Source organism: Aeromonas sp. FDAARGOS 1403 (genome assembly GCF_019047325.1).
GTDB classification, from domain to species: Bacteria; Pseudomonadota; Gammaproteobacteria; order Enterobacterales; family Aeromonadaceae; genus Aeromonas; species Aeromonas dhakensis.
In genome coordinates this window covers 3,493,829-3,513,929 of record NZ_CP077249.1, presented here as the reverse complement: position 1 = coordinate 3,513,929, position 20,101 = coordinate 3,493,829, and the positions used below count along the sequence as shown (strand labels likewise).

Below are 20,101 nucleotides of genomic sequence, written 5' to 3'. Positions count from 1 at the left end.
CGATTGCATTGGGCTTTCCATGACGGGCGGCAGCCTCGGCCTGCCGCGACAAAGGATATCTACGTGAGCGTATTTGCAAGGCTGGGCTGGTTCTTCAAGGAGCAGTGGCAGCGTTACCTGGTTGCCATCTCGCTGTTGATGATGGTGGCCCTGTTGACCGTGATCCCGCCCAAGGTGGTGGGCTGGGTGGTGGATGGTATCGCCAAAGGGTCGCTGGACAGTACCACCCTGACCGGTTATCTGGCCGGCTTGTTCGGCCTGGGTCTGCTCATCTATCTGCTGCGCTACGTGTGGCGGGTCATGCTGTTTGGTGCCTCCTACCGGCTGGCTTATGTGCTGCGCAACCGGCTCTTTGGCCACTTTACCCGCATGAGCCCGGACTTTTATCAGCGCCACCGCACCGGCGATCTGATGGCCCATGCCACCAACGACATCCAGGCGGTGGAGATGACCGCCGGGGAAGGGGTGCTGACCCTGGTGGACTCCATGATCGTCGGGATCCTGGTGCTCTCCATCATGTGCAGCCAGTACTCCTGGCAGCTGACCCTGCTCTCTCTGTTGCCGCTGCCGGTGATGGCGTTCTTCATGAACCGCTTCGGCACCCAGATCTACAAGGAGTTCAAGGCGGCGCAAGGGGCCTTTTCCCGGCTCAACAACAAGACCCAGGAGGCGCTCTCCGGCGTGCGAGTGCTCAAGTCCTACGCGGTGGAGTCGCTCGAAGATCGTGGTTTTGCCGAACTGACCCGGGAGGCGGGTGCCTGCAACATGGCGGTGGCCCGTATCGATGCCAAGTTCGACCCCGTGATTTACCTGTGCATCGGCTGCTCCTACTTCCTCGCGGTGGCCGGCGGCAGCGCCCTGGTGCTGCGTGACGAGCTGACCCTGGGGGAGCTCACCAGCTTCACCATGTACCTCGGTCAGCTGATCTGGCCCATGTTTGCCATCGCCTGGCTGTTCAACATCATAGAGCGCGGCAGCGCCGCCTATTCGCGGATCGAGAGCCTGCTGGCCGAGCGCAGCGACATCGAAGAGCCGGTTCACCCGGTGGCGCTGGCCTCGGCCTTTCCGCTGCGCGCCGTGACGCTCAGCTACCAGCTCGAGCAGCGCACCCTGCTGCGCAATGTGGAGTTCACCCTGCAAGCCGGCGGCATGCTGGGGATCGTCGGGCGCACCGGGGCGGGCAAGAGTTCCCTGCTCAAGCTGTTGATGCGACTGGCCAACCCCACCGCGGGGGAGATCCGCATGGGGGAGGTGCCCATCTCGCAACTGGCGCTGGGTGAGCTGCGCAGCCAGTTTGCCTATGTGCCGCAGGAGCCGTTCCTCTTCTCCACCACCATCGCCGCCAACATCGCCCTCGGCCGCCCCGATGCGAGCCGTGAGGAGATTGAGCGGGTGGCACGCATCGCCTGCGTGCACGATGACATCAGCCGCTTTCCCAAGGGCTATGAGACCGAAGTGGGGGAGAAGGGGGTGACCCTCTCCGGCGGTCAGAAACAGCGGCTCGCCATCGCCCGCGCCCTGCTGCTGGAGGCGCCGATCCTGGTGCTGGACGATGCGCTCTCGGCGGTGGATGCTCACACCGAGCAGCAGATCCTGCACGCCCTCAAGGCCCACAAACGGACCTTGATCCTGGTCAGCCACCGGATGACGGCGGTGGAGCAGGCCGACGAGATCCTGGTGCTGGAGCAGGGCCATGTCAGTGAGCGGGGTCGCCACGGCACCCTGATGGCCCACAACGGCTGGTATGCGGACATGGTCCGTTATCAGCGTCTCGAGCAAGACGTGGAGGAGCGCCTGTGAACCCGACCATCAAACGACTGCTCGGGTACTGCGCCCGTTATCCACGCTGGCTCATTCAGGCCGGGATCTGCCTGCTGCTGGCCACCGGCGCCGAAGTGGCCGGTCCCTTGCTAATCAAGCTATTCATCGACGACTATCTGGCGCCGCGCCAGCTGGTGTGGCCCGCCATCGCGGCCATTGCCGCCGGCTATCTCGGCCTGCAGGTATTGTCTGCGGCCGGTTTCTACCTGCAGTCCCTGCGCTTTAACCGCATCGCCCAGGCGGTGGTCCAGCGCCTGCGTGAGCAAGTATTTGCCACCGCCATCCGGCTGCCGGCTCGCTACTTTGACCAGCACCGCTCCGGCTCGCTCATCTCCCGCATCACCAACGACACCGAGGCGATCATGAACCTCTATGTGCAGGTGATTGGACTCTTGGTGCAGAAGGTGGTGCTGCTGTGCGGCATCCTCATCTCCATGGCGCTGCTGGATCTGCGGCTGATGCTGGTGTGTGCCTGCCTGCTGCCGGCGGTGGGCGGGGTGATGTGGCTCTATCAGAAACTGAGCGTACCCGTGGTGCGGGCGACCCGCAGCCTGCTCTCCGACATCAACAGCCGCCTCAACGAGTCGCTGCAGGGGATGCCGGTCATTCAGGCCATGGTGCAGGAGCGCCACTTCGCCAACACCTTTGCCGAGGTGAACCAGCAGCACTGGGCGGCGCGCCTCAAGAGCCTCAAGATCAACGGCATTTTGCTGCGCCCGCTCATCGATCTCTTCTACATGATGGTGCTGATCGGCCTGTTGGCGCTGTTTGCCCGCGAGGGACTGAGTGCGGAGGGGGCCATCCAGGTGGGGGTGCTCTACGCCTTCATCAGCTATCTGGGGCGGATGATCGAGCCGCTCATCGAGATGACCAACCAGCTCAACCAGTTGCAGCAAGCCATGGTGGCCGGGGAGCGGGTCTTTGCCCTGCTCGATGAAGCGCGCGAGAGCACCGCGGGCGAGATGCGCCCGCTCAAGGGAGAGGTGAGTTTCGAGCGGGTGAGCTTCTCCTACGATGGCGAGCAGCAGGTGCTGCGCGACGTAAGCTTTACCGCCAAACCGGGCCAGATGCTGGCGCTGGTGGGCCACACCGGCAGCGGCAAGTCCACCATCATCAGCCTGTTGATGGGCTTCTACCCGCTGGATCAGGGCACCATCCGCTTCGATGATCACCCGATGGCGAGTCTGTCGCTCTCGGCGGTGCGCCGCAGCATCGGCCTGGTCCAGCAGGATCCCTTTATCTTCGTCGGCACCCTGGCTGAAAACCTGCGCCTTGGCCGCGACGGCATCCTTGACGCGCAGCTCTGGCAGGCGCTGACCGAGGTACAGCTGGCCGAGTTCGTGCTGAGCCTGCCGGAGGGCTTGAACACCCTGATGGAGGAGGGGGGCAAGAACCTCTCCGCCGGTCAGCGTCAGCTGCTCTCCTTTGCCCGCGCCCTGGTGGGAGATCCGCGCATCCTCATTCTGGACGAGGCGACCGCCAGCGTGGACTCCCAGACCGAACTGGCCCTCTCTTCGGCGCTGGCGGCGGCACGTCGTGGTCGCACTACCATCGCCATCGCCCACCGCCTCTCGACCATCGTCGATGCGGACGAGATCCTGCTGCTCTCGCGCGGTCAGGTGAACGAGCGGGGTAGCCATGGCGAGCTGATGGCGCTGGGCGGCCATTATGCCCAGTTGTTCGAGATGCAGAGCCAGGGAGCCTGGCTGGAAGAGAAGCGGGCCTGATCGACCGCCACAGGAATGAGCAGAGGGAACCCGTGCGGTTCCCTCTTTTTTTAGGCTGGAGAAATGGCGGCAGCGTGATCCGCGTCCTTGTTCAACAGCGGTCATGCTGGCAACATGTTGTTTACACCAACTCATCGGATCAGTTCGCATATGGATTTGCAACGTTTGAAGGCCAACCTGGCGCTGCGGCTCTTTGCCTGGCGCTACATTCCCGTCATCGGTTTTTGTGCCCCCGTCATCGAAGAGATGAGTGCCAAGGCGCTGCGCATCCGCATTCCGCTCGGCTGGCGCACCCGCAACCACCTGGGCAGCATGTACTTTGGCGCGCTGGCCACCGGCGCCGATCTGGTGGGTGGTCTGCTGGTGATGGAGAAGGGGCGGCAGCGGCGCAAGAAGGTGCATTTCGCCTTCAAGGATGTGCAGGGGGAGTTTCTGAAACGGCCCGAGGGGGATGTGCAGTTTGACTGTGCGGCAGGGGAGGAGATCGACGCCATGATCGACGAGTCGTTGGCAAGTGGTCAACGCATCAACCGCCCCATCCAGGTGGTGGCCACCTGTCCGTCATTGAACGGAGATGAGGCGATGGCGCGCTTCGTGCTGACCTTGTCGATCAAGGCCAGCTGAATACCAAAGGGCGCGTCGGCGCCCTTATTCAAGATTCAAGCGAGGTCAGAGGATCTCGGGGCTGACGCCCTCTTTCACCACTACCTTCATGCCGTTGAAGTTGACCACTGGCTCGGCCACTGTGCTGGGTAGCGCTGGGGTGGCAGAGCGGCGGGGTCAGAGGATCTCCGGGCCGACGCCTTCTTTCACTACCACCTTCATGCCGTTGAAGTTGACTACCTGGCCGGCCACTATCTTGCAGCGCTTGCGGGTCTCCACCTGACCGTTGACCTCGACCAGGCCGTCGGCGATCAGCGCCTTGGCCGCACCGCCACAATCAGCCCACCCCTGATGTTTGATAAGGTCACACAGGGCAATAAAGGGGTGCCCTTCGAGCAGAAACGTCTCCATGGAAAATCCTCTCGTGGATAAATGGCTGAAACAGCAGGGCGATTATTCTAGGCAGTTCGGGCCGTCAAGGAAAGGGCAAGGGCGCTGTCTGCGGGCAATAGTGGCTTGCAAGACTATTTTCGGGGCGCACGCCATAGCAGTCAGCCCGGCACTGGCCGGGCTGACTGAGATCATGGGGCAAACCGCGTTCAGCCAAACTTCACCACGGCTTCCCCGCTGACGGCGATGGCTCCGGTTGTCGTCAGGATGCGGGTGGCCAGGGTGATGATGGGCTTGTCGCTGCGCAGGGCGATGATCTCCACCTCTGCTGTCACCTCATCCCCCACAAACACCGGTTGTTTGAAGGCGAGGCTTTGACCGAGATAGACGGTGCCCTTGCCCGGCAGTTGCTGGCCCAGCAGCCCCGAAAAGAGGCTGGCCAGCAGCATGCCGTGCACGATGGGGCGCTCGAACGGCGTGGTGGCGGCGAAGGCGGGATCCAGGTGCAGCGGATTGAAATCCTCCGACAGCCCGGCAAAGGCCGCGACCTCTGCCGCCCCGAACCGCTTGGTCAGGCTGGCCTGCTGGCCCACCTCGAAGGGGGGCGTGCTCATGCGGGCTCCTCCTCGGGTGTCGGCACAAAGACCGGGTTGAGCCGTACCTTGACGTAGCCACCGGGCGCCGCCTCCAGCCCTTCGCTCGGGATGCGGGCGGGGATGGGGGCGGGATCCTCTTCCCGGCTCTGGATGAAGGCTGCCATCTGCGGCCACCAGGAACCCGGGGTGTGGGTCGCACCGGCGAGCCACGCCTCGGGGCTGGCGGCTTCGGCGTCGTTCTGCCAGAAGCCGTACTTGTTGGCATCCGGCGGATTGATGATGCCGGCGATGTGACCCGATTCGGCCAGGATGAAGCGCTGCTCGCCACCGAACAGGTTCATGCCCTGCCAGGTGCCCTGCCAGAGGGCGATGTGATCGTCCATGGCCGACACCAGCAGCACCGGGGTCTTCACCTTGGCGAGATCGATACGGGTGTGGCGGATCTTGAGCTCCCCCTTCACCAGCTGATTCTCCAGATAGAGCCGGCGCAGCAGGCTGTTGTGGGTCTTGCCCGCCACGTTGGTGCTGTCGCTGTTCCAGTGCAGCAGATCGAACGCCACCGGGCTCTGCCCCTTGAGGTAGCTGTCGATGTAGTAATTCCAGTAGAGGCTGTTCTCCCGCAGCAGGCTGAAAGAGACCGCCAGCTGGCGCCCGTCCATGATGCCTTTGGCCTCGTTCTGGGCCTCCAGCGCCGCAATGATGGGCTCGTGGATGAAGATGCCAAGCTCCCCCGGCTGGGAGAAGTCGAGCAGAGTGGTGAACAGGGTGGCGGAGCGAACCCGCTGCTTCTGGCGCCGGGCGGCCAGCCAGCCCATGGCCAAGGAGAGGGCGGTACCGCCGATACAGTAGCCGATGCCGTGCACTTCCCGCTCGCCGGTGGCTGCCTCCACGCCATCCAGCGCGGCGATGACGCCGTCCACCACGTAGTCGTCGAGATCGATGTCGGCCTGGGCCGGCCCCGGGTTGCGCCAGGAGATCATGAACACCGTCTGGCCCTGGGCAACCAGCCAGGCCACCAGGGAGTTCTGGGGCCGCATGTCCATGATGTAGTACTTGTTGATGAAGGGCGGCACGATCAGCACCGGCGTTCTGGCCACCGTCTCCGTGGTCGGGCTGTACTGGATAAGCTCATACAGCTCGGTGCGTTGCACCACCCGGCCCGGTGTCAGCGCAAGATCTCGACCCAGCTCGAAGGCGGATTCGTCGGTCAGGCGGATGTTGAGGTGATCGGCGCTGCGCTCGAGATCTTCGGCCAGCAGGGTCAGCCCGCGCACCAGATTCTGGCCGTCTGACTCCAGGGTGAGCTTGAGCAGCTCCGGATTGGTAGCCAGAAAGTTGCTGGGGGCCATGGCGTTGATGTACTGGCGGGTAAAGAAACGCAGCCGCTCCCGGCTCTTCTGGGGTACCCCTTCGAGGGCATCCACCGAGTCCAGCAGGTGTCTGGCGGTCAGCAGATAGGATTGCTTGAGGTAGTCATAAATGGGCTGCTCGCTCCAGGCGTCGGCCTTGAAGCGGCGATCGCTGCGCTCCGGGGCAATGACCGGCTCGCTCTGCTGGCCTGCGCTCTTGAGCAGGGTGTGTTGCATTAGTTTGAGCTGATCCTGCCACCAGTTCATCTGGGCATTGATCAGGTGCCAGGGCTGCTGGCTGCCCTGTTCCAGCACCTGGCCGAGATCGTCGAGATTGGTCTGCAGCAGGGCCTGGGCGGTACGCTCGGTCTGCGCCTTGGCCATGTCCAACAGCTTGTCGTTGTAGTGGGCCAGGGCCTCGAACAGCGGGCCGTAAGATGATTGGCTCATGTTCTCTCCTTCACCCATCCCCGGCGCAGGGCGAGCCTGTCGTGACGGAGCATGGGGAGATGTGGCTGCCCGCAGCGGGCAGCCAGGGGGATATCAGGCCTTGCCCGTGCTCTTTTTGATGCCGTCGGCAGTCAGGGCGTCCAGATCGTCCTTGAACTGCTGGCCGAGGGCGTTGAGTTTCTGGATGTCGTCCAGCATCTGGCGGGAGAGCTGGCTGGCGGTCTCCAGCTGGACGGTGCCGAGGGCCGCCAGGCTCTGGGCATCCTGCACCTTGCCGGCGGCCTGCAGCTGGTTCAGTCCCAGCTCGGCATAGGCGTTGGCGGAGGCCAGCTGCAGCCGGGTCAACTGTTCGATGTTGCTGGCCAGCAGCTGGTTGTAACGGGTGAGGGGGGCAGCAAAGCCTTGCATCTGCTCGGTAAAGGTCTTGATTACGTCCATATTCATCGCGCGTCTCCGTGGTTGGCAGAAGGTATTGCAAAAGGGCCTATGGCCCGGGTTGGGTTACAACTGTGCGACTACATCCTCAAGTCGTTGCGTATCGTTTGCTCTGTTCAAACGTACGTTTAAGCATTGTGTTATCAAATGAGGCTTGATGTAAATAATATAAATGTTAATTTTTGGCGAAATATTGGCTCTGGTCTGTCCAGTCTGATTGGCCGGATTCAGACGAGGGGTGACGCAGCCAGCTCGCTTCGGCCTCGTTAGCGGGCCACAGGGCTGGTAGGCTGATGCACTCCCTGAGTCTTGAGGAATGCATCGATGAAACCTGCTCGCCTGCTGCTTGCCCTGGGGGCTGCGGCCCTTGGCGGCATTGCCCACGCCAGTACCCCTGTCCAGCTCTCCCTGCCCGGCGTCAATCTGCCCGCGTCTCACCAGGTCAAGGGGGCCAGAGCCTCTGTTCTCTATGGTCGCACCGGTCAGGTGAAGGGGATCGATCTGCCCGTTTTCGCCCTCTCCGACGTGGATCAATTCACCGGTCTGCAGCTTGGTGTCTTTTTCGGGGCCGGCCGGGTACGCCACCAGTTTGGCGGGGTGGCGATCAACGCACTCAACTGGCACGAGGGTCAGGACAAGGGGGTCAACCTTGGCTTCGTCAACCTGACCAACAATGTGCAGGGTCTCAACTGGGGGGCCGTCAACATCGCCAAGGGCAACGCCCTGGCCAACGTCGGCTTCGTCAACTATGCCGAACGCACCACCTTCCAGCTGGGTTTCATCAACGCCACCAGGCATCTGGACGGTCTGCAGATCGGCCTCGCCAACTACGCCGAGAACGGGGTTTTCCCCATCTTGCCGCTGATCAATTTCAAGAAATCCTTCTAAGCCGCGCCGCCAGCCTTGCTTTAGGGGCGCCAGCCATTACCCTGTGCAGCATTGATAGCGTGCAGAGGTGACACTGGCATGACAATGGAACACATGGATGCCATCGGCATCGGCTGGGACGTAAGAGGCTGGCAGGGCAGTGCCCAGGCCGTGGCCGTGGTGGGGTGGCAGGCGCGTGAACAGCGGCTGCACTGGTTTGGGGTCTCGCCCTTGTTTCGGCTGAGCTCGAGGGTTGCGCCGGATCTGGATGCCTTGCTGCGCCCGGCGCTGCACGACGAGATCCACCTGCTGCAGGTGCTGGCCTGCCCGCAGCTGGCGCTGGGGATCGACGCGCCGCTGGCGTTTCCTCGTGCCTTTGGCGAGCTGCTGGCGGGGAGGGCGACCGAGTGCGCCGTGCCCCAGCGCGAAATAGACAACCCTTATGCCTACCGGGACTGCGAACGCTGGCTCCATGAGCAATACGGCAAGAAGCCGCTCTCGGCCACCTTCGACAGGCTCGGCAACAATGCAACCCTGGCGCTGGCCATGCTGCCGAGGTTGGCCGACTTGCGACTGGTGCCCAAGCAGCAGGCTGAGGCCGATCGCGCCGTGCTGGAGGTCTATCCCGCCCTCGCCAAGACGGGGGGCAAGGCATCGACGGTGCGTGCCGAGTTGCTGCAGCATCTGCCTGCCGATGTAACGGCGGGAACCGATCGCTACGATGCTGCCATCTGCGCCCTGATGGCGCTGCAATACTCCGCCAAGGGGAGTGTCTCCCTGTTGCCGGCACTGGTGGCGCCGCCCGCCGAGATGGCTTTGGACGAGGGCTGGGTCTACCACTTCGCTCGCCCCTGATGAACCGGATCGGGCCGACCAGCCCGGTCCTGCCTTTGGTCGGCCGTGAACTCCTCACTTGCGCTGACGTAGTTTCTTCCTTTCACTACGCTGCCTTGCTGCCTTGCTGCCTTGCTGCCTTGCTGCCTTGCTGCCTTGCTGCCTTGCTGCCTTGCTGCCTTGCTGCCTTGCTGCCTTGCTGCCTTGCTGCCTTGCTGCCTTGCTGCCTTGCTGCCTTGCTGCCTTGCTGCCTTGCTGCCTTGCTGCCTTGCTGCCTTGCTGCCTTGCAGCCTTGCAGCCTTGCTGCCTTGTTGAGGCCAGGGCTGCACCCGGCCATCTGTCCGTTCGCATGCCATCGCACGGATCAACAAAAAGAGCGGATTTATTAAGCTCATATGCCATCAAACAAGAGTATTTCATCACCATTTCAAACCACACCGGTAGCATCCGCTGTCTCGGGCTTTAGCATGGCAGTAAAGAGGGGGAGGGATGTGGGTGACAACGAGTGTCTTCTCGAGGCTTTAGTAGACCAAATAAGAGTTGGTGCTGATCAAGGGTGGAAGTTCAATATCTTCATCCGATATATTGCGCCTTTCCCCTGACTCTTCTCTGCGGTGATGTCGATGAAACGCATTCTCTCTATCCAGTCCCACGTAGTGTTCGGCTGTGCCGGCAACAGCGCTGCCGTATTCCCCATGCGCCGTCTCGGCATGGAGGTATGGCCCATCAACACGGTGCAGTTCTCCAACCATACCCAATATGCGGCCGGTTGGCAGGGGATGGCCATGCCTGCAGGGCATATCAGCGCCCTGTGCATGGGGCTCTCGGACATCGGGGTGCTGGGACACTGCGATGCGGTGCTGAGCGGTTATCTCGGCTCGGCGGAGCAGGGGGACGAGATCCTGACGGTGGTGGCCGCGGTCAAGGCCGCCAACCCTGCCGCCATCTATTTTTGCGATCCCGTGATGGGCCACCCGGAGAAAGGGTGCATCGTCGCGCCTGGGGTGACCCGCTTTTTGACCGAGAAGGCGCTGCCGGTGGCCGATGTCATGGCCCCCAATCTGCTGGAGCTGGAGACCCTGTGCGACGTCCATCTGACGGATCTGGCGCAGACCCGAGCCGCCGCCCATCGTCTGCTGGCACGCGGGGTGAAGATGGTGCTGGTCAAGCATCTTGGACGCGCCGCCCGCGAGCCGGGCCGCTTCGAGATGCTGCTGGCTACCCCCGAGGGGGATTATCTGATTGCTCGTCCGCTCTACGAGTTTGCTCGCCAGCCGGTGGGCGTGGGGGATCTTATCAGCGCGCTGATGCTGGCCAATCTGCAGGCGGGTTACGATGCCGTCAGCGCGTTCGAGCGCACCAATGCGGCGGTGGATACGGTACTGCTGCACACCTGGCAGGTCGACGCCTATGAGCTGCAATTGATCGCGGCTCAGGAGGCCTTTGCCACCCCCGAGATCAAGGCGCGGGCCGAGCGGCTGGCCTGATCTTCCCATCAGGGGCCAAGTCTGGGCGCGGATGATCCACGTTCTGCTTGGCCCCCTGATCATCTTTTCTCATTTCTTAGTTAACAGTACACCCCTGCGCCGCTTATCTGGTTGCACACCGAACGAGGCAATGCCGCCTCAGCCATCCTCTTGGTCCTGACACTGGGCATCCGGTTCAGGTCAGGCCGTTATCCTGTTCCCGCAGCGCTTCATTATCCAGCGTGACTTGCCGGTAGTGCTCGACCGTGGGGAAGGGATCGTAGAAGTGATGGAGCAGGGCCTTCCACTGCTGGTACTGGGGTGAGCCGCGAAAACCCTGGGTGTGATCTTCGAGGCGCTGCCAGTTGACCAGCAGCAGATAGCGGTGGGGATCGGTCAGCGAGCGCTGGAGCTGGTGTCCGCCATAGCCCGGCATGGTGCTGATGATCCGTTGGGCCTGGGAAAATGCCAGCTCGAAGGCGGCAGCCTGACCGGGGATGACCTGCAGATGGGCGACTTCCAATATCATGGTGACTCCTTGTCCCAAGGGGAAAGGGCCATTGCAGCAGGTCGGACGGGGAATGACAAGACCGGCCACAGGGCCGGTCTTGTCGGTTTGATCACGGCTTTGCTTGTGTGCAGATCAGGTGCGTGGGTGACGGGCCCGGTAGCGCTCGGCCATGGCATTGGCCGCGATCATGGCGTGGTAGACATCCTGCTCGCTGACGCTCATCGGCATGTTGCCCATGGTGTCGAGAGGATCGCAGGCAAGCTTGGCCACCTGGCGCCACTCGCTCTCCACGAACTGGCTCAGTCCCATCTCCTGCAGGGTCATGGGCAGGCCGGCCAGCTGGATGATGCGCATCACCTCGTCGAGCTCGGCCTGGGGGGCGCGCTCGAGCACCAGCTGGGTGAGCAGGCCGAACACCACTTTCTCACCATGCTGGGCTCGGTGCAGATCTGGCACCACCGACATGCCGTTGTTGACCGCATGGGCCGCCGCCAGGCCGCCCGCCTCGGCACCTACGCCACTCAGATAGATGGTGGCCTCGATGGTCTGCTCCAGCGCCGGGGTGGTGACGTGATGGCGCACCGCGTCCATCGCCAGCTCGATGTTCTCCCCCAGCAGTTCATAGCAGAGCCGGGCCAGCCCGAGGCCGGTGCGGGAGGGGCGCTTGCCCACCAGATTGATGCCGTCGGCCCGGTAACAGGCGCGGGCCTCGAAATAGGTGGCCAGCGCATCGCCCACGCCGGCGGCGAAGAAGCGGGCGGGGGCGGCCGCTATGATGGCGGTATCGGCGATCACCACGTCCGGGTTCTGGGGCAGGAACAGATAGCGTTCGAACTCGCCGGCCGGGTTGTAGATCACCGCGAGGGCGGTGCAGGGGGCATCGGTGGAGGCGATGGTGGGAAACAGCACCACCGGGCGGCGTAGATAGAAGGCCACCGCCTTGGCGACGTCCAGGGTCTTGCCGCCACCGATGCCGACGATGATGTTGGCCCCCTGCTGTTCGGCAAGATCGCACAGGCGGCGGATCTCGATGTCGGTACATTCGTAGTTGAACTTCTCGACCGCTCCCTTCAGACCTGCCTGCAGCAGGCCGGCCAGCGCCTCTTCCCGCACTCGCTCCAGAATGAATTCGTCGCTGACAAGCAGGGCGTTGTCGCCGAAATCTTTTACGTGATCATGGAGTTGGGGCAGTAGATCGTGGCCGATGATGAACTTTTTGGGGGAGGTGACGGTACGAGGCAGGATAGACATGCAGTATTCCTCAAGGCAGTGAGCGGTACCCGATTGGTATGCAAACGGGTCTTTCTGCCACACCATACGCCTCGCCTGGCGTGAGGTGAAGGAAAAATGGCGCTCAAATGGGGCTGTAGTCGGATCAGAATTAATCCATCTGACCGATTTGATTGTTTTTGAAGGGCAAAATGCAGGGAAAAACTGCACGCCCTCCATAGGGAGGGCGCGGCAGTTCAGTGGAGGTGTGGTGCGAGCCTCAGAGCTGCTTGTAGAAGAAGAGGGTGGCCGCCAGGGTGCCATCGGCACTGCGGGCAAAGGCGGGGATCTGGCCCGCCTCCTGGTAGCCCAGCTGGCGATAGAGGCGGGAGGCGGCATCGCCCACCCGGGTGTCGAGCACCAGCAGGCTACGGCCGGCCTCTCTGGCCCCTTGCTCCATGCTGGCCATCAGGGCACGGCCGACCCCCTTGCCACGGTGGAGACTGTGCACCATCAGTTTTTCCACCTCGGCGCGGTGACGGCCATTGGCCTTGGTGCACAGCGAAAGCTGGAGGGCACCGACCAGCTGGTGTTGCTCAAAAGCGACCCAGAGCCGGCGGCTGCCCGCGGCCAGCTCCGTCTCTCTGCCCTGCCAATAGACGAGCCCCTGCTCTTCGGTCAGCGGCGGCAGGAAGCCCACCGAGGCGCCACTGGCCACGCTATCTTGCAGCAAAGTGATGAGGGCAGGCTTGATGCCCTGGGTGGTATCAACCTCAACTATGTCCATCAGGAGTCCTTGTCAACGAAGTTCACGCCGCTGGCCCGGTCTGCCGCGGCGCCTGCCACCAACAGAACCGGCGGCAGGATGACTGGCTAGACTCGCCGTTTCCGCCGCCAATTTCAAGTCGTTGCCATTCGTCGGGTGCGCCCGATCACGCCACCCGGGCAGTTTCCCCTAGCGCATAAGCTTCTGTTCGACTAGCCAGGCAAACAGCAGCCGGGAAACCGGGGAGATCTCGGCCAGATGGCGGCTGTCGAGCCAGCGCAGCTCGGCGATCTCCGCCGAGGCGACGGGCGTGCCGTCAGCCTCGCCGGTGTAGGAGCGCAGCCTGACGTTGACCCCCTCTGGCTTGCCGTCGGCCTGGGCGCTGAACTCACAGGCAAACGCCAGGGTGTCGGGCTTGAGGGCCACGGCCAGCTCCTCCTCGATTTCGCGCATCAGCGCCGCCTCGTCGCTCTCTCCCGCTTCGCGCTTGCCGCCGGGAATGTAGTAGATGTGTTTGCCGTGGGAGCGGGCACAGAGCAGTTGCTGATCCTTGAAGGTCAGCCAGGCGAGTTTGTCGATCATGGTTCTATTCCAGTAGTCAATCAGTAGAGACTGTTCACGTATTTCTCGGTCGGTTCAGGCAACAGATCCTGTGGGTGATCACCACCAAACGTGGCCCATTTGCTTTTTCCTTTAAACGACGAGTTGGCGATACTCTTTTTGCTCAGGGTGTCGTATATAACTAATTGAATTTCAATTACATCTGGCTTACCTGACCATTCGGTTGCCCGCTCTTCCCAATGTAAAATGACGGGTTTTACGTAATATCTGAATTGGGTTGGTTGAATATCGTTCAGGCAAGGTTCGCCGTGGCAACGGGTGGTAATTTCAACTCTGTGAGCTTTCTTGGAAAATGCCGCATAGATTGCCTGAGCAGTCATTTGCCCCGAATTTTGATATTGCGTCGTTTCGTATGAGCCATCTTGGGGCTGCGAAATAAGTACCCCCTGGCTGGGATCGAGCTTGCTGGTCATTGTTTGCACATTTGATTGCTGATATGTAGAGCTGCAGCCAACAGCAAGTAATGATAAGAGGGCAGTAACATAGTTTTTCAAAATACATTCCCTTGTTTAATTGAATAAGTTTGATGATTTGAGTAATGGCATGATTTTTATATCAAATCTAATCAACAGACTGATTGATTAAGCTCACATAACTCTTTGTACGAGCGGTGCTCACGCAGTTTCAAACCCAGTGTTGACGCCAACGCTTCCAAGGCATGCCTATATTCCACCAGTCGCTCCTCGTCATCGGTCATGATGGCCAGCTCGGCAAAATCGCCGAGCCCCGCCAGGTGATCCAGGGTGACGTGAAAGGGGCCGACGAAATAGATGCTGCGCACTTTGCGAAGGGTCAGTATCGGCTGGTAACCCAGGGTGTGCAGCATGCTGATGGCCTTGTCGGCGTCGGTGATGTTGACCGCCTCGCAGCGATCGGGTTCGGGCCCCTTCACGATCCAGAGCTGGATGCCGGAGGGCTGCATGGCGCGGATCAGCAGGCTCTTGCCCGCCGCGTTCAGGCTGCGGTCCGGCGTGTCGAAGTAGGTGTCCTGCTTCTGGTTGCGCTCCAGCATCACCTCGGGATTGAGTGCGGCGAGGGCCGTGGTGAAGGCCTCGACATCGCCGAGCCTGTATTTGAACTCGACCTCGAAGCGGCCCTGAAAGTGCTGTGCTGACATCGACAGGCATCCTTGAATGTGCGGATTGGCATGGCGGGCAGCCTAACAAAGTTGGCGGGCCGCCCCAAGGGGCAAGGCAGCAGGATGTGGAAACGATCTGTTTCCGGGGCGCAGGGTTGATCAATGCGCCGCATGTTGCCGTGATCAAGGGCATGCGCCGCACATGGTCGAGTGAGTTCGGTCATGTCGGTTGTTCACAAGCTCGCCGAGCGGCCGGCAAAAGTTCGCGCTGGCGCACAGGATGGGGCGTGCAGGCTGGGCGAGGGCAGACCCTTGTGTTTTAATCCTCGCCACGTTTGCGGCAGCCGCCCCGTGCCGGGCCGCTGCCTTCGCTTTGGCAAGATGCAGGTGAGAAGATGCAAGTGACAGCAGAGAGCAAGTTTATCGGACTCGGGGTGGCGGGCAATTTCGCCGGTCATCTGGAGCAGGCCGGCGAGGCCTCGGATTTCGTGGCGGTGGTGGTGCGTGACACCAGCGCCCCCAAGGCGCTGTTCCCCTTCTACGTGCCGGGCCACCCCGGCCAGCTCGGCGTCTTCCCCTTGAGCGGCGATGCCATCTTCTTGCCGGAAGCGGCGGTGAGCGGCGATGAGAAAGTGCAGATAGAGCCGGAAGTGGCGCTCTGGTGCGAGCTGGAGTACGCGGGGGAGCAGGTGGTGGCCATCCATCCGCGCGCCTTTGGTGCCTACAACGACTGCTCCATCCGCCGTCCCAACGCCAAAAAAATCAGCGAGAAGAAGAACTGGGGTGAAGAGAGCAAGGGGCTGGCCCCCGCGTTGCTGCCCCTGTCCCATTTCGCCGCCGGCTGCGAGCTCGATGACTACCGCATCGCCTGCTATCTGGAGCGGGACGGCGAGCTGCACACCTACGGGGTCGACAGCGCAGCGGTGGACTACAGCTACTTCCACGGCCAGCTGCTGACGTGGGCCATCGACAAGTTCAACCATCAGCAGGACGAGGGGCCGGCCGAGCACATCCAGGGGCTGCTGGCCCAGGCCGGGCGCCCGGCCCATGCCCTCATCAGCATCGGGGCCACCCGCTATACCCCGTTTGGCGAGACCCACTTCCTCAAGCCCGGCGACACCGCCTGCGTGCTGCTCTATCCGGCCAGCCGCTACGACGAGGCGGCGATCCGAGAGGCCATCAGGGCTCGCCGCTTCGAGCCTGACATGTCGGTGCTGCTGCAGGCGGTCAAGACCCGCTGAGGCGCGTTTGCCGATTTGCAGGGATGGTGCCCCCGAGGTTTGCGACCCTCGTCCAGGGTGACGACGTGTCGCCATGGTTCAAGGAGAAGGAAGGATGACGCTCATAAGGCGCTGTACCCTGCAGGATATGGCCGGCCTGCTGGCACTCTATCGGGAGTTGCGCCCCCATGACCCCGCGCTTGCACCGGATGCTGCCCGCACGGCACTGACGGCCCTGCTGATTCAGCCGCACCTTCACCTGCTGGTGGCGGAGGTGGATGGCCAGCTGGCGGCCACCTGCCAGCTTGGCGTGGTCGCGACCCTGACCAACGGTGGCCGGCCGTTTGGCATCATAGAGCACGTGGTGACGGCCTCTGCGTTTCGGCGCCGGGGCATCAGCCGGCAGTTGCTGACCCATGCGCTTGAACTGGCCTGGCAGCAGGATTGCTACAAGGTGATGCTGCTGTCGAGGGAGGGGCGCGATGAAGCCCACCGTCTCTATGAAAAGCTGGGCTTCAAGGCCGGCATCGAGAAGGGGTTTGTCCTCAAGCAGATCGACGCCATGGCAACGACCGGACAGGCCCCGAACAATCAAGCGATTGAGTGAGCACGATATGAGACTGGAGCAGGCATCGCGTGGGGATTATCAGGCCCTGATCGCGCTGTGGGAGGCGTCGGTGCGCGCCACTCACCACTTTTTGCCGGAGGAGGAGATAGCCCCTCTGCGCGAGCTCATCCTGGCACACTACTTTGACGCAGTGGCCCTCACCTGCGCCCGCAGCGAGCAGGGGATCGCCGGCTTTTGTGGGGTACAGGAGGGCAATATCGAGATGCTATTCATCGACCCCGCCCTGCGCGGGGGCGGGGTGGGTCGCCTGCTGGTGGCCGATGCCATCGCCCGGCTGGGGGCGACCCGGGTGGACGTCAATGAGCAAAATGAACCGGCGCTCGGCTTCTATCGCCATCTGGGCTTCGAGGTGGTGGGCCGCTCGGCGCTGGACGGGCAGGGCAGGCCATATCCGTTGCTGCACATGTCCATTGCGACAGCCGGTACTGACAGGCCAGTGACGCCATCATGAAAAAAACCGCCCTCGGGCGGTTTTTTGTTATGACGGGTTCAGGACGGCCTGTTACTCCTCGTTGGAGTTGTCCTGATAGTCGTCGCGCTGGGCCTTCGGCAGGCGGCGCATGGGGGCAAAGCCGATATCCTCGCCCACCACTTCCCGCTTGCGCGCCGGGGCGGGCTTCTTGCCGCCATCGCTCTTTGCCTTGCTCTTGCCTGCAGCGGATTTGCCGTTGCCGCCCTTGGCATTGGCGGCACCACGGGCGCGCGGCGGATTTTGTACCGGTTTGCTGCCGGGCAGGGTCTGCCGGCTCGGTTTGCCGCTGGGCTCATAGCCGTCCAGGATCTCGACGGAGAGGGATTGGCCGATCAGCGCCTCGATGGCCTTGAGCTGACCCAGCTCGTCCTGGCTCACCAGCGAGATGGCCTCGCCGCCACGACCGGCGCGGCCGGTGCGGCCGATGCGGTGGATGTAATCCTCCGCCATCTGGGGCAGCTCGAAGTTGATCACGTGGGGCAACTGATCGATGTCCAGACCCCGGGCGGCGATGTCGGTCGCCACCAGCACCCGTACCTTACCCTCGCGAAAATCCGCCAGCGCACGGTTGCGGGCACCCTGGCTCTTGTCGCCGTGAATGGCGACGGTATCCAGGCCATCCTTTTGCATCTGCTGGGCGAGCCTGTCGGCAATCTGCTTGGTGCGTACGAACACCAGTACCCGCTGCCAGTTGCCGCGGCCAATCATGTGGGAGAGCAGCTCGCGGCGCCGTTCCCGGTCGACCTGGATGATGCGCTGGGTCACCTGTTCGGCGGCGGTGTTGCTGGGGTCGACCTCGATCAGGGTCGGGTCGTTCAGCAGATCGTCCGCCAGCGCCTTGATGTCGTCCGAGAAGGTGGCGGAGAAGAGCAGGGTCTGCCGCTCGGCGGGCAGGGCTTTCATGATGCGGCGGATGTCGTGGATGAAGCCCATGTCGAGCATGCGATCCGCCTCATCCAGCACCAGCACTTCCAGCTCGGACAGGGTCAGCGCCCCCTGGGTCAGCAGATCCAGCAAGCGGCCCGGGGTGGCCACCAGGATGTCGATGCCGAGCTTGATGGCGTCCAGATTGGGTTTGATGCTGACACCGCCGTAGGCGATCAGGGTGCGAAACGGCAGGTGGTGGGCATATTTGATGATGCTCTCGCCCACCTGGGCGGCCAGCTCGCGGGTCGGGGTGAGCACCAGGGCGCGCACCTGACGACGGCCGCGGCCATGGTTGGCCAGCAGCCGCTGCAGCATGGGCAGGGTGAAGCCGGCCGTCTTGCCTGTGCCTGTCTGGGCGCCGCCGAGCACGTCCTGCCCGGCCAGAATGGCGGGGATGGCTTGCTGCTGGATGGGGGTTGGCTGTTCGTAACCCAGCTCCTTGACGGCCCGCAGGATGTGCGGGGACAGACCCAGTTCGTTGAATGACATGTTCGAGAGAGACTCCTCTGGTGAGCCTTGGGCTCAGCGGGTGACCGGCGCACGGGGCCGGCCACGGGATGAAAGTGATAACGGGGGCGTAATATAGCAAAAGCGCGGCCGCTGCGCAGTAGCTGTCGCACCGGCCGCTCAATTAGGCAGGTTCAGGCAATCAGAGCAGATCGCGGATGGGGGCGACCAGGTTTTCCGGTTTGGTGGTGGGGGCAAAGCGGTCCACCACCTGGCCATCCCGGTCGATCAGGAACTTGGTGAAGTTCCACTTGACGTTCTCCAGCCCCAGCAGACCCGGCTTCTCCTTCTTGAGCCACTGATAGAAGGGGTGGGCCTGTTCGCCGTTGACTTCGCACTTGGCCATGATGGGGAAGCTGACCGGATAGTCGAGGGAGCAGAAACGGGCGATCTCCTCGGCATCGCCCGGCTCCTGGTGGCCGAACTGATCGCAGGGGAAGCCCAGGATGACCAGTCCCTCGGGTCCCAGCTCCCGATAGAGTGCCTCCAGTCCCGTGTATTGAGGGGTAAAGCCGCAGCGGCTGGCCACGTTGACCACCAGAATGACCTGGCCCGCGAGGGAGGCGAGCGGCAGTTCACTGCCGTCGAGGCGTTGCAGGGTGAGTTCGGGCAAAGACATGAAAGACTCCTTTGAGTGGGGCCCATTCAGGGCACATTGCACCACGTTAACGGGGGCGACGGCGGGGAGCAAGCCGGAGTGTTCCCTTGCTGGGAGCAGATTGAGTGCGCCGGATCACAGAGTGGCGATCGGGTCGAGATAATGGGGGTCTTGGCGGCCCGGATGGCGTATTGATGGTGGGACTTCTCAAGAGAAGCAAACCGGTTTGTGTCTTGGCCGGGAAGTCGCTAAAAAGCGCCCTCTTTCCACTTGTTGCGAGTCAATCTTGGACTATCAAGCCGTCATGGACGCCATATACACCCGGGGATGGGTGATAGTGGATGATTTTTTAACCGCCGCCGAGGTGGATGCCCTCAGGGCCTGTCTGCCGGACGAGTGGCGACCGGCGGGGATCGGCCGCGATACCCTGCATCAGGACAACCGCGACATTCGCCGGGATCAGATCCACTGGCTCGACGCTTCCCTCGGCGCGCCGGTGGCCGACTACATGGCCCGGATGGAGGCGCTGCGGCTGGCCGCCAACCGGATGCTGATGCTCGGGTTGTTCGACTACGAGGCCCACTTTGCCCGCTACCGCAGCGGTGACTTCTATGCCACCCATCGCGACGCTTTCGCCGGGCGCTCCAACCGCCGCCTCACCTCGGTGTTTTACTTGAACAACGACTGGCAGCCAGAGGCGGGCGGGGTGCTGCGCATGTACGGTGACGACGAGCAGTTTCTGATGGACGTCTCCCCACGGGGCGGGCGACTGGTGCTGTTTTTATCCGAAGAGTTCCCCCACGAGGTGCTGCCCGCCAACCAGGAGCGCTACAGCATCGCCGGCTGGTTTCGGGTCAACGGCAGCGGCAATGGCCGGCTCGATCCGCCGCGCTGAGCTCTTTTCATCCAATTTCTGACACAGGCGGGAATTTTTATGGCTCTTGTCGGCGGATGGGGCGCCCATCGGCTGACAAGGCTCGATCTCCCTTGCTACACTGGCCCGCACTTATCTTCGTATCTGGCTTC

23 protein-coding genes and 1 pseudogene are annotated in these 20,101 nt (G+C 62.6%); 10 read left to right on the top strand and 14 right to left on the bottom strand.

The window, feature by feature from the left end:
• Positions 1–63: 63 nt before the first annotated feature.
• From I6L33_RS16405 to I6L33_RS16395, 3 genes are all read left to right on the top strand, one after another.
• Positions 64–1,800: an ABC transporter transmembrane domain-containing protein gene (locus I6L33_RS16405; RefSeq protein WP_216972939.1), complete on the top strand. Its 1,737-nt coding sequence runs from the start codon at positions 64–66 to the stop codon at positions 1,798–1,800.
• Positions 1,797–3,548, top strand: coding sequence for an ABC transporter transmembrane domain-containing protein (locus tag I6L33_RS16400; RefSeq protein ID WP_216972938.1), 1,752 nt, complete (start codon positions 1,797–1,799; stop codon positions 3,546–3,548). Before I6L33_RS16405 ends, I6L33_RS16400 begins: the two co-directional genes overlap by 4 nt.
• 150 nt (positions 3,549–3,698) lie before the next feature.
• Positions 3,699–4,172 carry a DUF4442 domain-containing protein gene (locus tag I6L33_RS16395; RefSeq protein WP_005300417.1) on the top strand — a complete coding sequence of 158 codons (474 nt, stop codon included), beginning with the start codon at positions 3,699–3,701 and terminating at the stop codon, positions 4,170–4,172.
• Positions 4,173–4,217: 45 nt separating this feature from the next.
• On the opposite strand, the pseudogene I6L33_RS16390 reads toward I6L33_RS16395, so the two are convergent.
• The 5 genes and pseudogenes from I6L33_RS16390 to I6L33_RS16370 all read right to left on the bottom strand — a co-directional run.
• Positions 4,218–4,292: pseudogene (locus tag I6L33_RS16390) on the bottom strand (ribosome-associated protein); the annotation flags it as partial.
• A 36-nt stretch (positions 4,293–4,328) separates the two neighbouring features.
• The gene (ybcJ, locus tag I6L33_RS16385; RefSeq protein WP_216972937.1) at positions 4,329–4,562 is read right to left on the bottom strand and encodes a ribosome-associated protein YbcJ; all 234 of its coding nucleotides are present in this window, start codon (positions 4,560–4,562) and stop codon (positions 4,329–4,331) included.
• 188 nt (positions 4,563–4,750) lie between these two features.
• On the bottom strand, positions 4,751–5,155 hold the full coding sequence (locus I6L33_RS16380; protein ID WP_216972936.1) for a MaoC family dehydratase: 405 nt from the start codon (positions 5,153–5,155) through the stop codon (positions 4,751–4,753).
• Positions 5,152–6,936: a class I poly(R)-hydroxyalkanoic acid synthase gene (locus I6L33_RS16375; RefSeq protein WP_216972935.1), complete on the bottom strand. Its 1,785-nt coding sequence runs from the start codon at positions 6,934–6,936 to the stop codon at positions 5,152–5,154. The genes I6L33_RS16380 and I6L33_RS16375 overlap by 4 nt, the downstream gene beginning before the upstream one ends.
• A gap of 93 nt (positions 6,937–7,029) precedes the next feature.
• A complete protein-coding gene (locus I6L33_RS16370) occupies positions 7,030–7,380 on the bottom strand; it encodes a phasin family protein (protein WP_005300428.1) in 351 nt (116 codons plus the stop codon).
• Positions 7,381–7,695: 315 nt separating this feature from the next.
• Here I6L33_RS16370 and I6L33_RS16365 point away from each other — a divergent pair, with 315 nt between their 5' ends.
• Both I6L33_RS16365 and I6L33_RS16360 read left to right on the top strand, forming a co-directional pair.
• Positions 7,696–8,259, top strand: coding sequence for a phaC PHA synthase (locus I6L33_RS16365; protein WP_216972934.1), 564 nt, complete (start codon positions 7,696–7,698; stop codon positions 8,257–8,259).
• Between the two features lie 78 nt (positions 8,260–8,337).
• Positions 8,338–9,093, top strand: a complete 756-nt coding sequence (locus I6L33_RS16360; protein ID WP_216972933.1) for a DUF429 domain-containing protein — start codon at positions 8,338–8,340, stop codon at positions 9,091–9,093.
• Between the two features lie 54 nt (positions 9,094–9,147).
• Here I6L33_RS16360 and I6L33_RS16355 read toward each other — a convergent pair whose 3' ends face one another.
• Positions 9,148–9,519 carry a hypothetical protein gene (locus I6L33_RS16355; protein WP_216972932.1) on the bottom strand — a complete coding sequence of 124 codons (372 nt, stop codon included), beginning with the start codon at positions 9,517–9,519 and terminating at the stop codon, positions 9,148–9,150.
• A 176-nt stretch (positions 9,520–9,695) separates the two neighbouring features.
• On the opposite strand from I6L33_RS16355, the gene pdxY reads away from it, so the two are divergent.
• Complete coding sequence (gene pdxY / locus I6L33_RS16350; protein WP_201891589.1) at positions 9,696–10,559, top strand: pyridoxal kinase PdxY; 864 nt, start codon at positions 9,696–9,698, stop codon at positions 10,557–10,559.
• A gap of 175 nt (positions 10,560–10,734) precedes the next feature.
• Here pdxY and I6L33_RS16345 read toward each other — a convergent pair whose 3' ends face one another.
• The 6 genes from I6L33_RS16345 to I6L33_RS16320 all read right to left on the bottom strand — a co-directional run bounded on the left by I6L33_RS16345 (position 10,735) and on the right by I6L33_RS16320 (position 14,762).
• Positions 10,735–11,067: an antibiotic biosynthesis monooxygenase gene (locus I6L33_RS16345; protein WP_005300439.1), complete on the bottom strand. Its 333-nt coding sequence runs from the start codon at positions 11,065–11,067 to the stop codon at positions 10,735–10,737.
• 114 nt (positions 11,068–11,181) lie between these two features.
• Positions 11,182–12,300, bottom strand: a complete 1,119-nt coding sequence (locus I6L33_RS16340; protein WP_216972931.1) for a glycerol dehydrogenase — start codon at positions 12,298–12,300, stop codon at positions 11,182–11,184.
• A 238-nt stretch (positions 12,301–12,538) separates the two neighbouring features.
• Entirely contained in the window at positions 12,539–13,045 is a 507-nt protein-coding gene (locus tag I6L33_RS16335; protein ID WP_216972930.1) for a GNAT family N-acetyltransferase, read from the bottom strand.
• Positions 13,046–13,213: 168 nt separating this feature from the next.
• Positions 13,214–13,606: an NUDIX domain-containing protein gene (locus I6L33_RS16330; protein WP_216972929.1), complete on the bottom strand. Its 393-nt coding sequence runs from the start codon at positions 13,604–13,606 to the stop codon at positions 13,214–13,216.
• A 20-nt stretch (positions 13,607–13,626) separates the two neighbouring features.
• Positions 13,627–14,139 carry a DUF4823 domain-containing protein gene (locus I6L33_RS16325; RefSeq protein ID WP_124250985.1) on the bottom strand — a complete coding sequence of 171 codons (513 nt, stop codon included), beginning with the start codon at positions 14,137–14,139 and terminating at the stop codon, positions 13,627–13,629.
• Between the two features lie 71 nt (positions 14,140–14,210).
• Entirely contained in the window at positions 14,211–14,762 is a 552-nt protein-coding gene (locus I6L33_RS16320) for a class IV adenylate cyclase (protein WP_216972928.1), read from the bottom strand.
• Positions 14,763–15,118: 356 nt separating this feature from the next.
• Here I6L33_RS16320 and I6L33_RS16315 point away from each other — a divergent pair, with 356 nt between their 5' ends.
• From I6L33_RS16315 to I6L33_RS16305, 3 genes are all read left to right on the top strand, one after another.
• Positions 15,119–15,964 carry a DUF5718 family protein gene (locus tag I6L33_RS16315; RefSeq protein ID WP_099358275.1) on the top strand — a complete coding sequence of 282 codons (846 nt, stop codon included), beginning with the start codon at positions 15,119–15,121 and terminating at the stop codon, positions 15,962–15,964.
• A gap of 94 nt (positions 15,965–16,058) precedes the next feature.
• Positions 16,059–16,550: a GNAT family N-acetyltransferase gene (locus I6L33_RS16310; RefSeq protein WP_216972927.1), complete on the top strand. Its 492-nt coding sequence runs from the start codon at positions 16,059–16,061 to the stop codon at positions 16,548–16,550.
• A 7-nt stretch (positions 16,551–16,557) separates the two neighbouring features.
• Positions 16,558–17,022, top strand: coding sequence for a GNAT family N-acetyltransferase (locus I6L33_RS16305; RefSeq protein ID WP_216972926.1), 465 nt, complete (start codon positions 16,558–16,560; stop codon positions 17,020–17,022).
• A 51-nt stretch (positions 17,023–17,073) separates the two neighbouring features.
• Here the strand turns inward: I6L33_RS16305 and I6L33_RS16300 are convergent, their stop codons facing one another.
• Positions 17,074–18,459: a DEAD/DEAH box helicase gene (locus tag I6L33_RS16300; protein ID WP_216972925.1), complete on the bottom strand. Its 1,386-nt coding sequence runs from the start codon at positions 18,457–18,459 to the stop codon at positions 17,074–17,076.
• Between the two features lie 160 nt (positions 18,460–18,619).
• Positions 18,620–19,096, bottom strand: coding sequence for a glutathione peroxidase (locus I6L33_RS16295; RefSeq protein ID WP_010634097.1), 477 nt, complete (start codon positions 19,094–19,096; stop codon positions 18,620–18,622).
• A gap of 265 nt (positions 19,097–19,361) precedes the next feature.
• On the opposite strand from I6L33_RS16295, the gene I6L33_RS16290 reads away from it, so the two are divergent.
• Complete coding sequence (locus I6L33_RS16290; protein WP_162518857.1) at positions 19,362–19,970, top strand: 2OG-Fe(II) oxygenase; 609 nt, start codon at positions 19,362–19,364, stop codon at positions 19,968–19,970.
• Positions 19,971–20,101 lie beyond the last annotated feature (131 nt).

Coding starts and splice junctions, on each gene's coding strand:
- I6L33_RS16395 (WP_005300417.1), top strand. CDS start 3,699: ATGGATTTGCAACGTTTGAAGGCCAACCTGGCGCTGCGGCTCTTTGCC.
- ybcJ (WP_216972937.1), bottom strand. CDS start 4,562: ATGGAGACGTTTCTGCTCGAAGGGCACCCCTTTATTGCCCTGTGTGAC.
- I6L33_RS16380 (WP_216972936.1), bottom strand. CDS start 5,155: ATGAGCACGCCCCCCTTCGAGGTGGGCCAGCAGGCCAGCCTGACCAAG.
- I6L33_RS16375 (WP_216972935.1), bottom strand. CDS start 6,936: ATGAGCCAATCATCTTACGGCCCGCTGTTCGAGGCCCTGGCCCACTAC.
- I6L33_RS16370 (WP_005300428.1), bottom strand. CDS start 7,380: ATGAATATGGACGTAATCAAGACCTTTACCGAGCAGATGCAAGGCTTT.
- I6L33_RS16365 (WP_216972934.1), top strand. CDS start 7,696: ATGAAACCTGCTCGCCTGCTGCTTGCCCTGGGGGCTGCGGCCCTTGGC.
- I6L33_RS16360 (WP_216972933.1), top strand. CDS start 8,338: ATGACAATGGAACACATGGATGCCATCGGCATCGGCTGGGACGTAAGA.
- I6L33_RS16355 (WP_216972932.1), bottom strand. CDS start 9,519: ATGCTACCGGTGTGGTTTGAAATGGTGATGAAATACTCTTGTTTGATG.
- pdxY (WP_201891589.1), top strand. CDS start 9,696: ATGAAACGCATTCTCTCTATCCAGTCCCACGTAGTGTTCGGCTGTGCC.
- I6L33_RS16345 (WP_005300439.1), bottom strand. CDS start 11,067: ATGATATTGGAAGTCGCCCATCTGCAGGTCATCCCCGGTCAGGCTGCC.
- I6L33_RS16340 (WP_216972931.1), bottom strand. CDS start 12,300: ATGTCTATCCTGCCTCGTACCGTCACCTCCCCCAAAAAGTTCATCATC.
- I6L33_RS16335 (WP_216972930.1), bottom strand. CDS start 13,045: ATGGACATAGTTGAGGTTGATACCACCCAGGGCATCAAGCCTGCCCTC.
- I6L33_RS16330 (WP_216972929.1), bottom strand. CDS start 13,606: ATGATCGACAAACTCGCCTGGCTGACCTTCAAGGATCAGCAACTGCTC.
- I6L33_RS16320 (WP_216972928.1), bottom strand. CDS start 14,762: ATGTCAGCACAGCACTTTCAGGGCCGCTTCGAGGTCGAGTTCAAATAC.
- I6L33_RS16315 (WP_099358275.1), top strand. CDS start 15,119: ATGCAAGTGACAGCAGAGAGCAAGTTTATCGGACTCGGGGTGGCGGGC.
- I6L33_RS16310 (WP_216972927.1), top strand. CDS start 16,059: ATGACGCTCATAAGGCGCTGTACCCTGCAGGATATGGCCGGCCTGCTG.
- I6L33_RS16305 (WP_216972926.1), top strand. CDS start 16,558: ATGAGACTGGAGCAGGCATCGCGTGGGGATTATCAGGCCCTGATCGCG.
- I6L33_RS16300 (WP_216972925.1), bottom strand. CDS start 18,459: ATGTCATTCAACGAACTGGGTCTGTCCCCGCACATCCTGCGGGCCGTC.
- I6L33_RS16295 (WP_010634097.1), bottom strand. CDS start 19,096: ATGTCTTTGCCCGAACTCACCCTGCAACGCCTCGACGGCAGTGAACTG.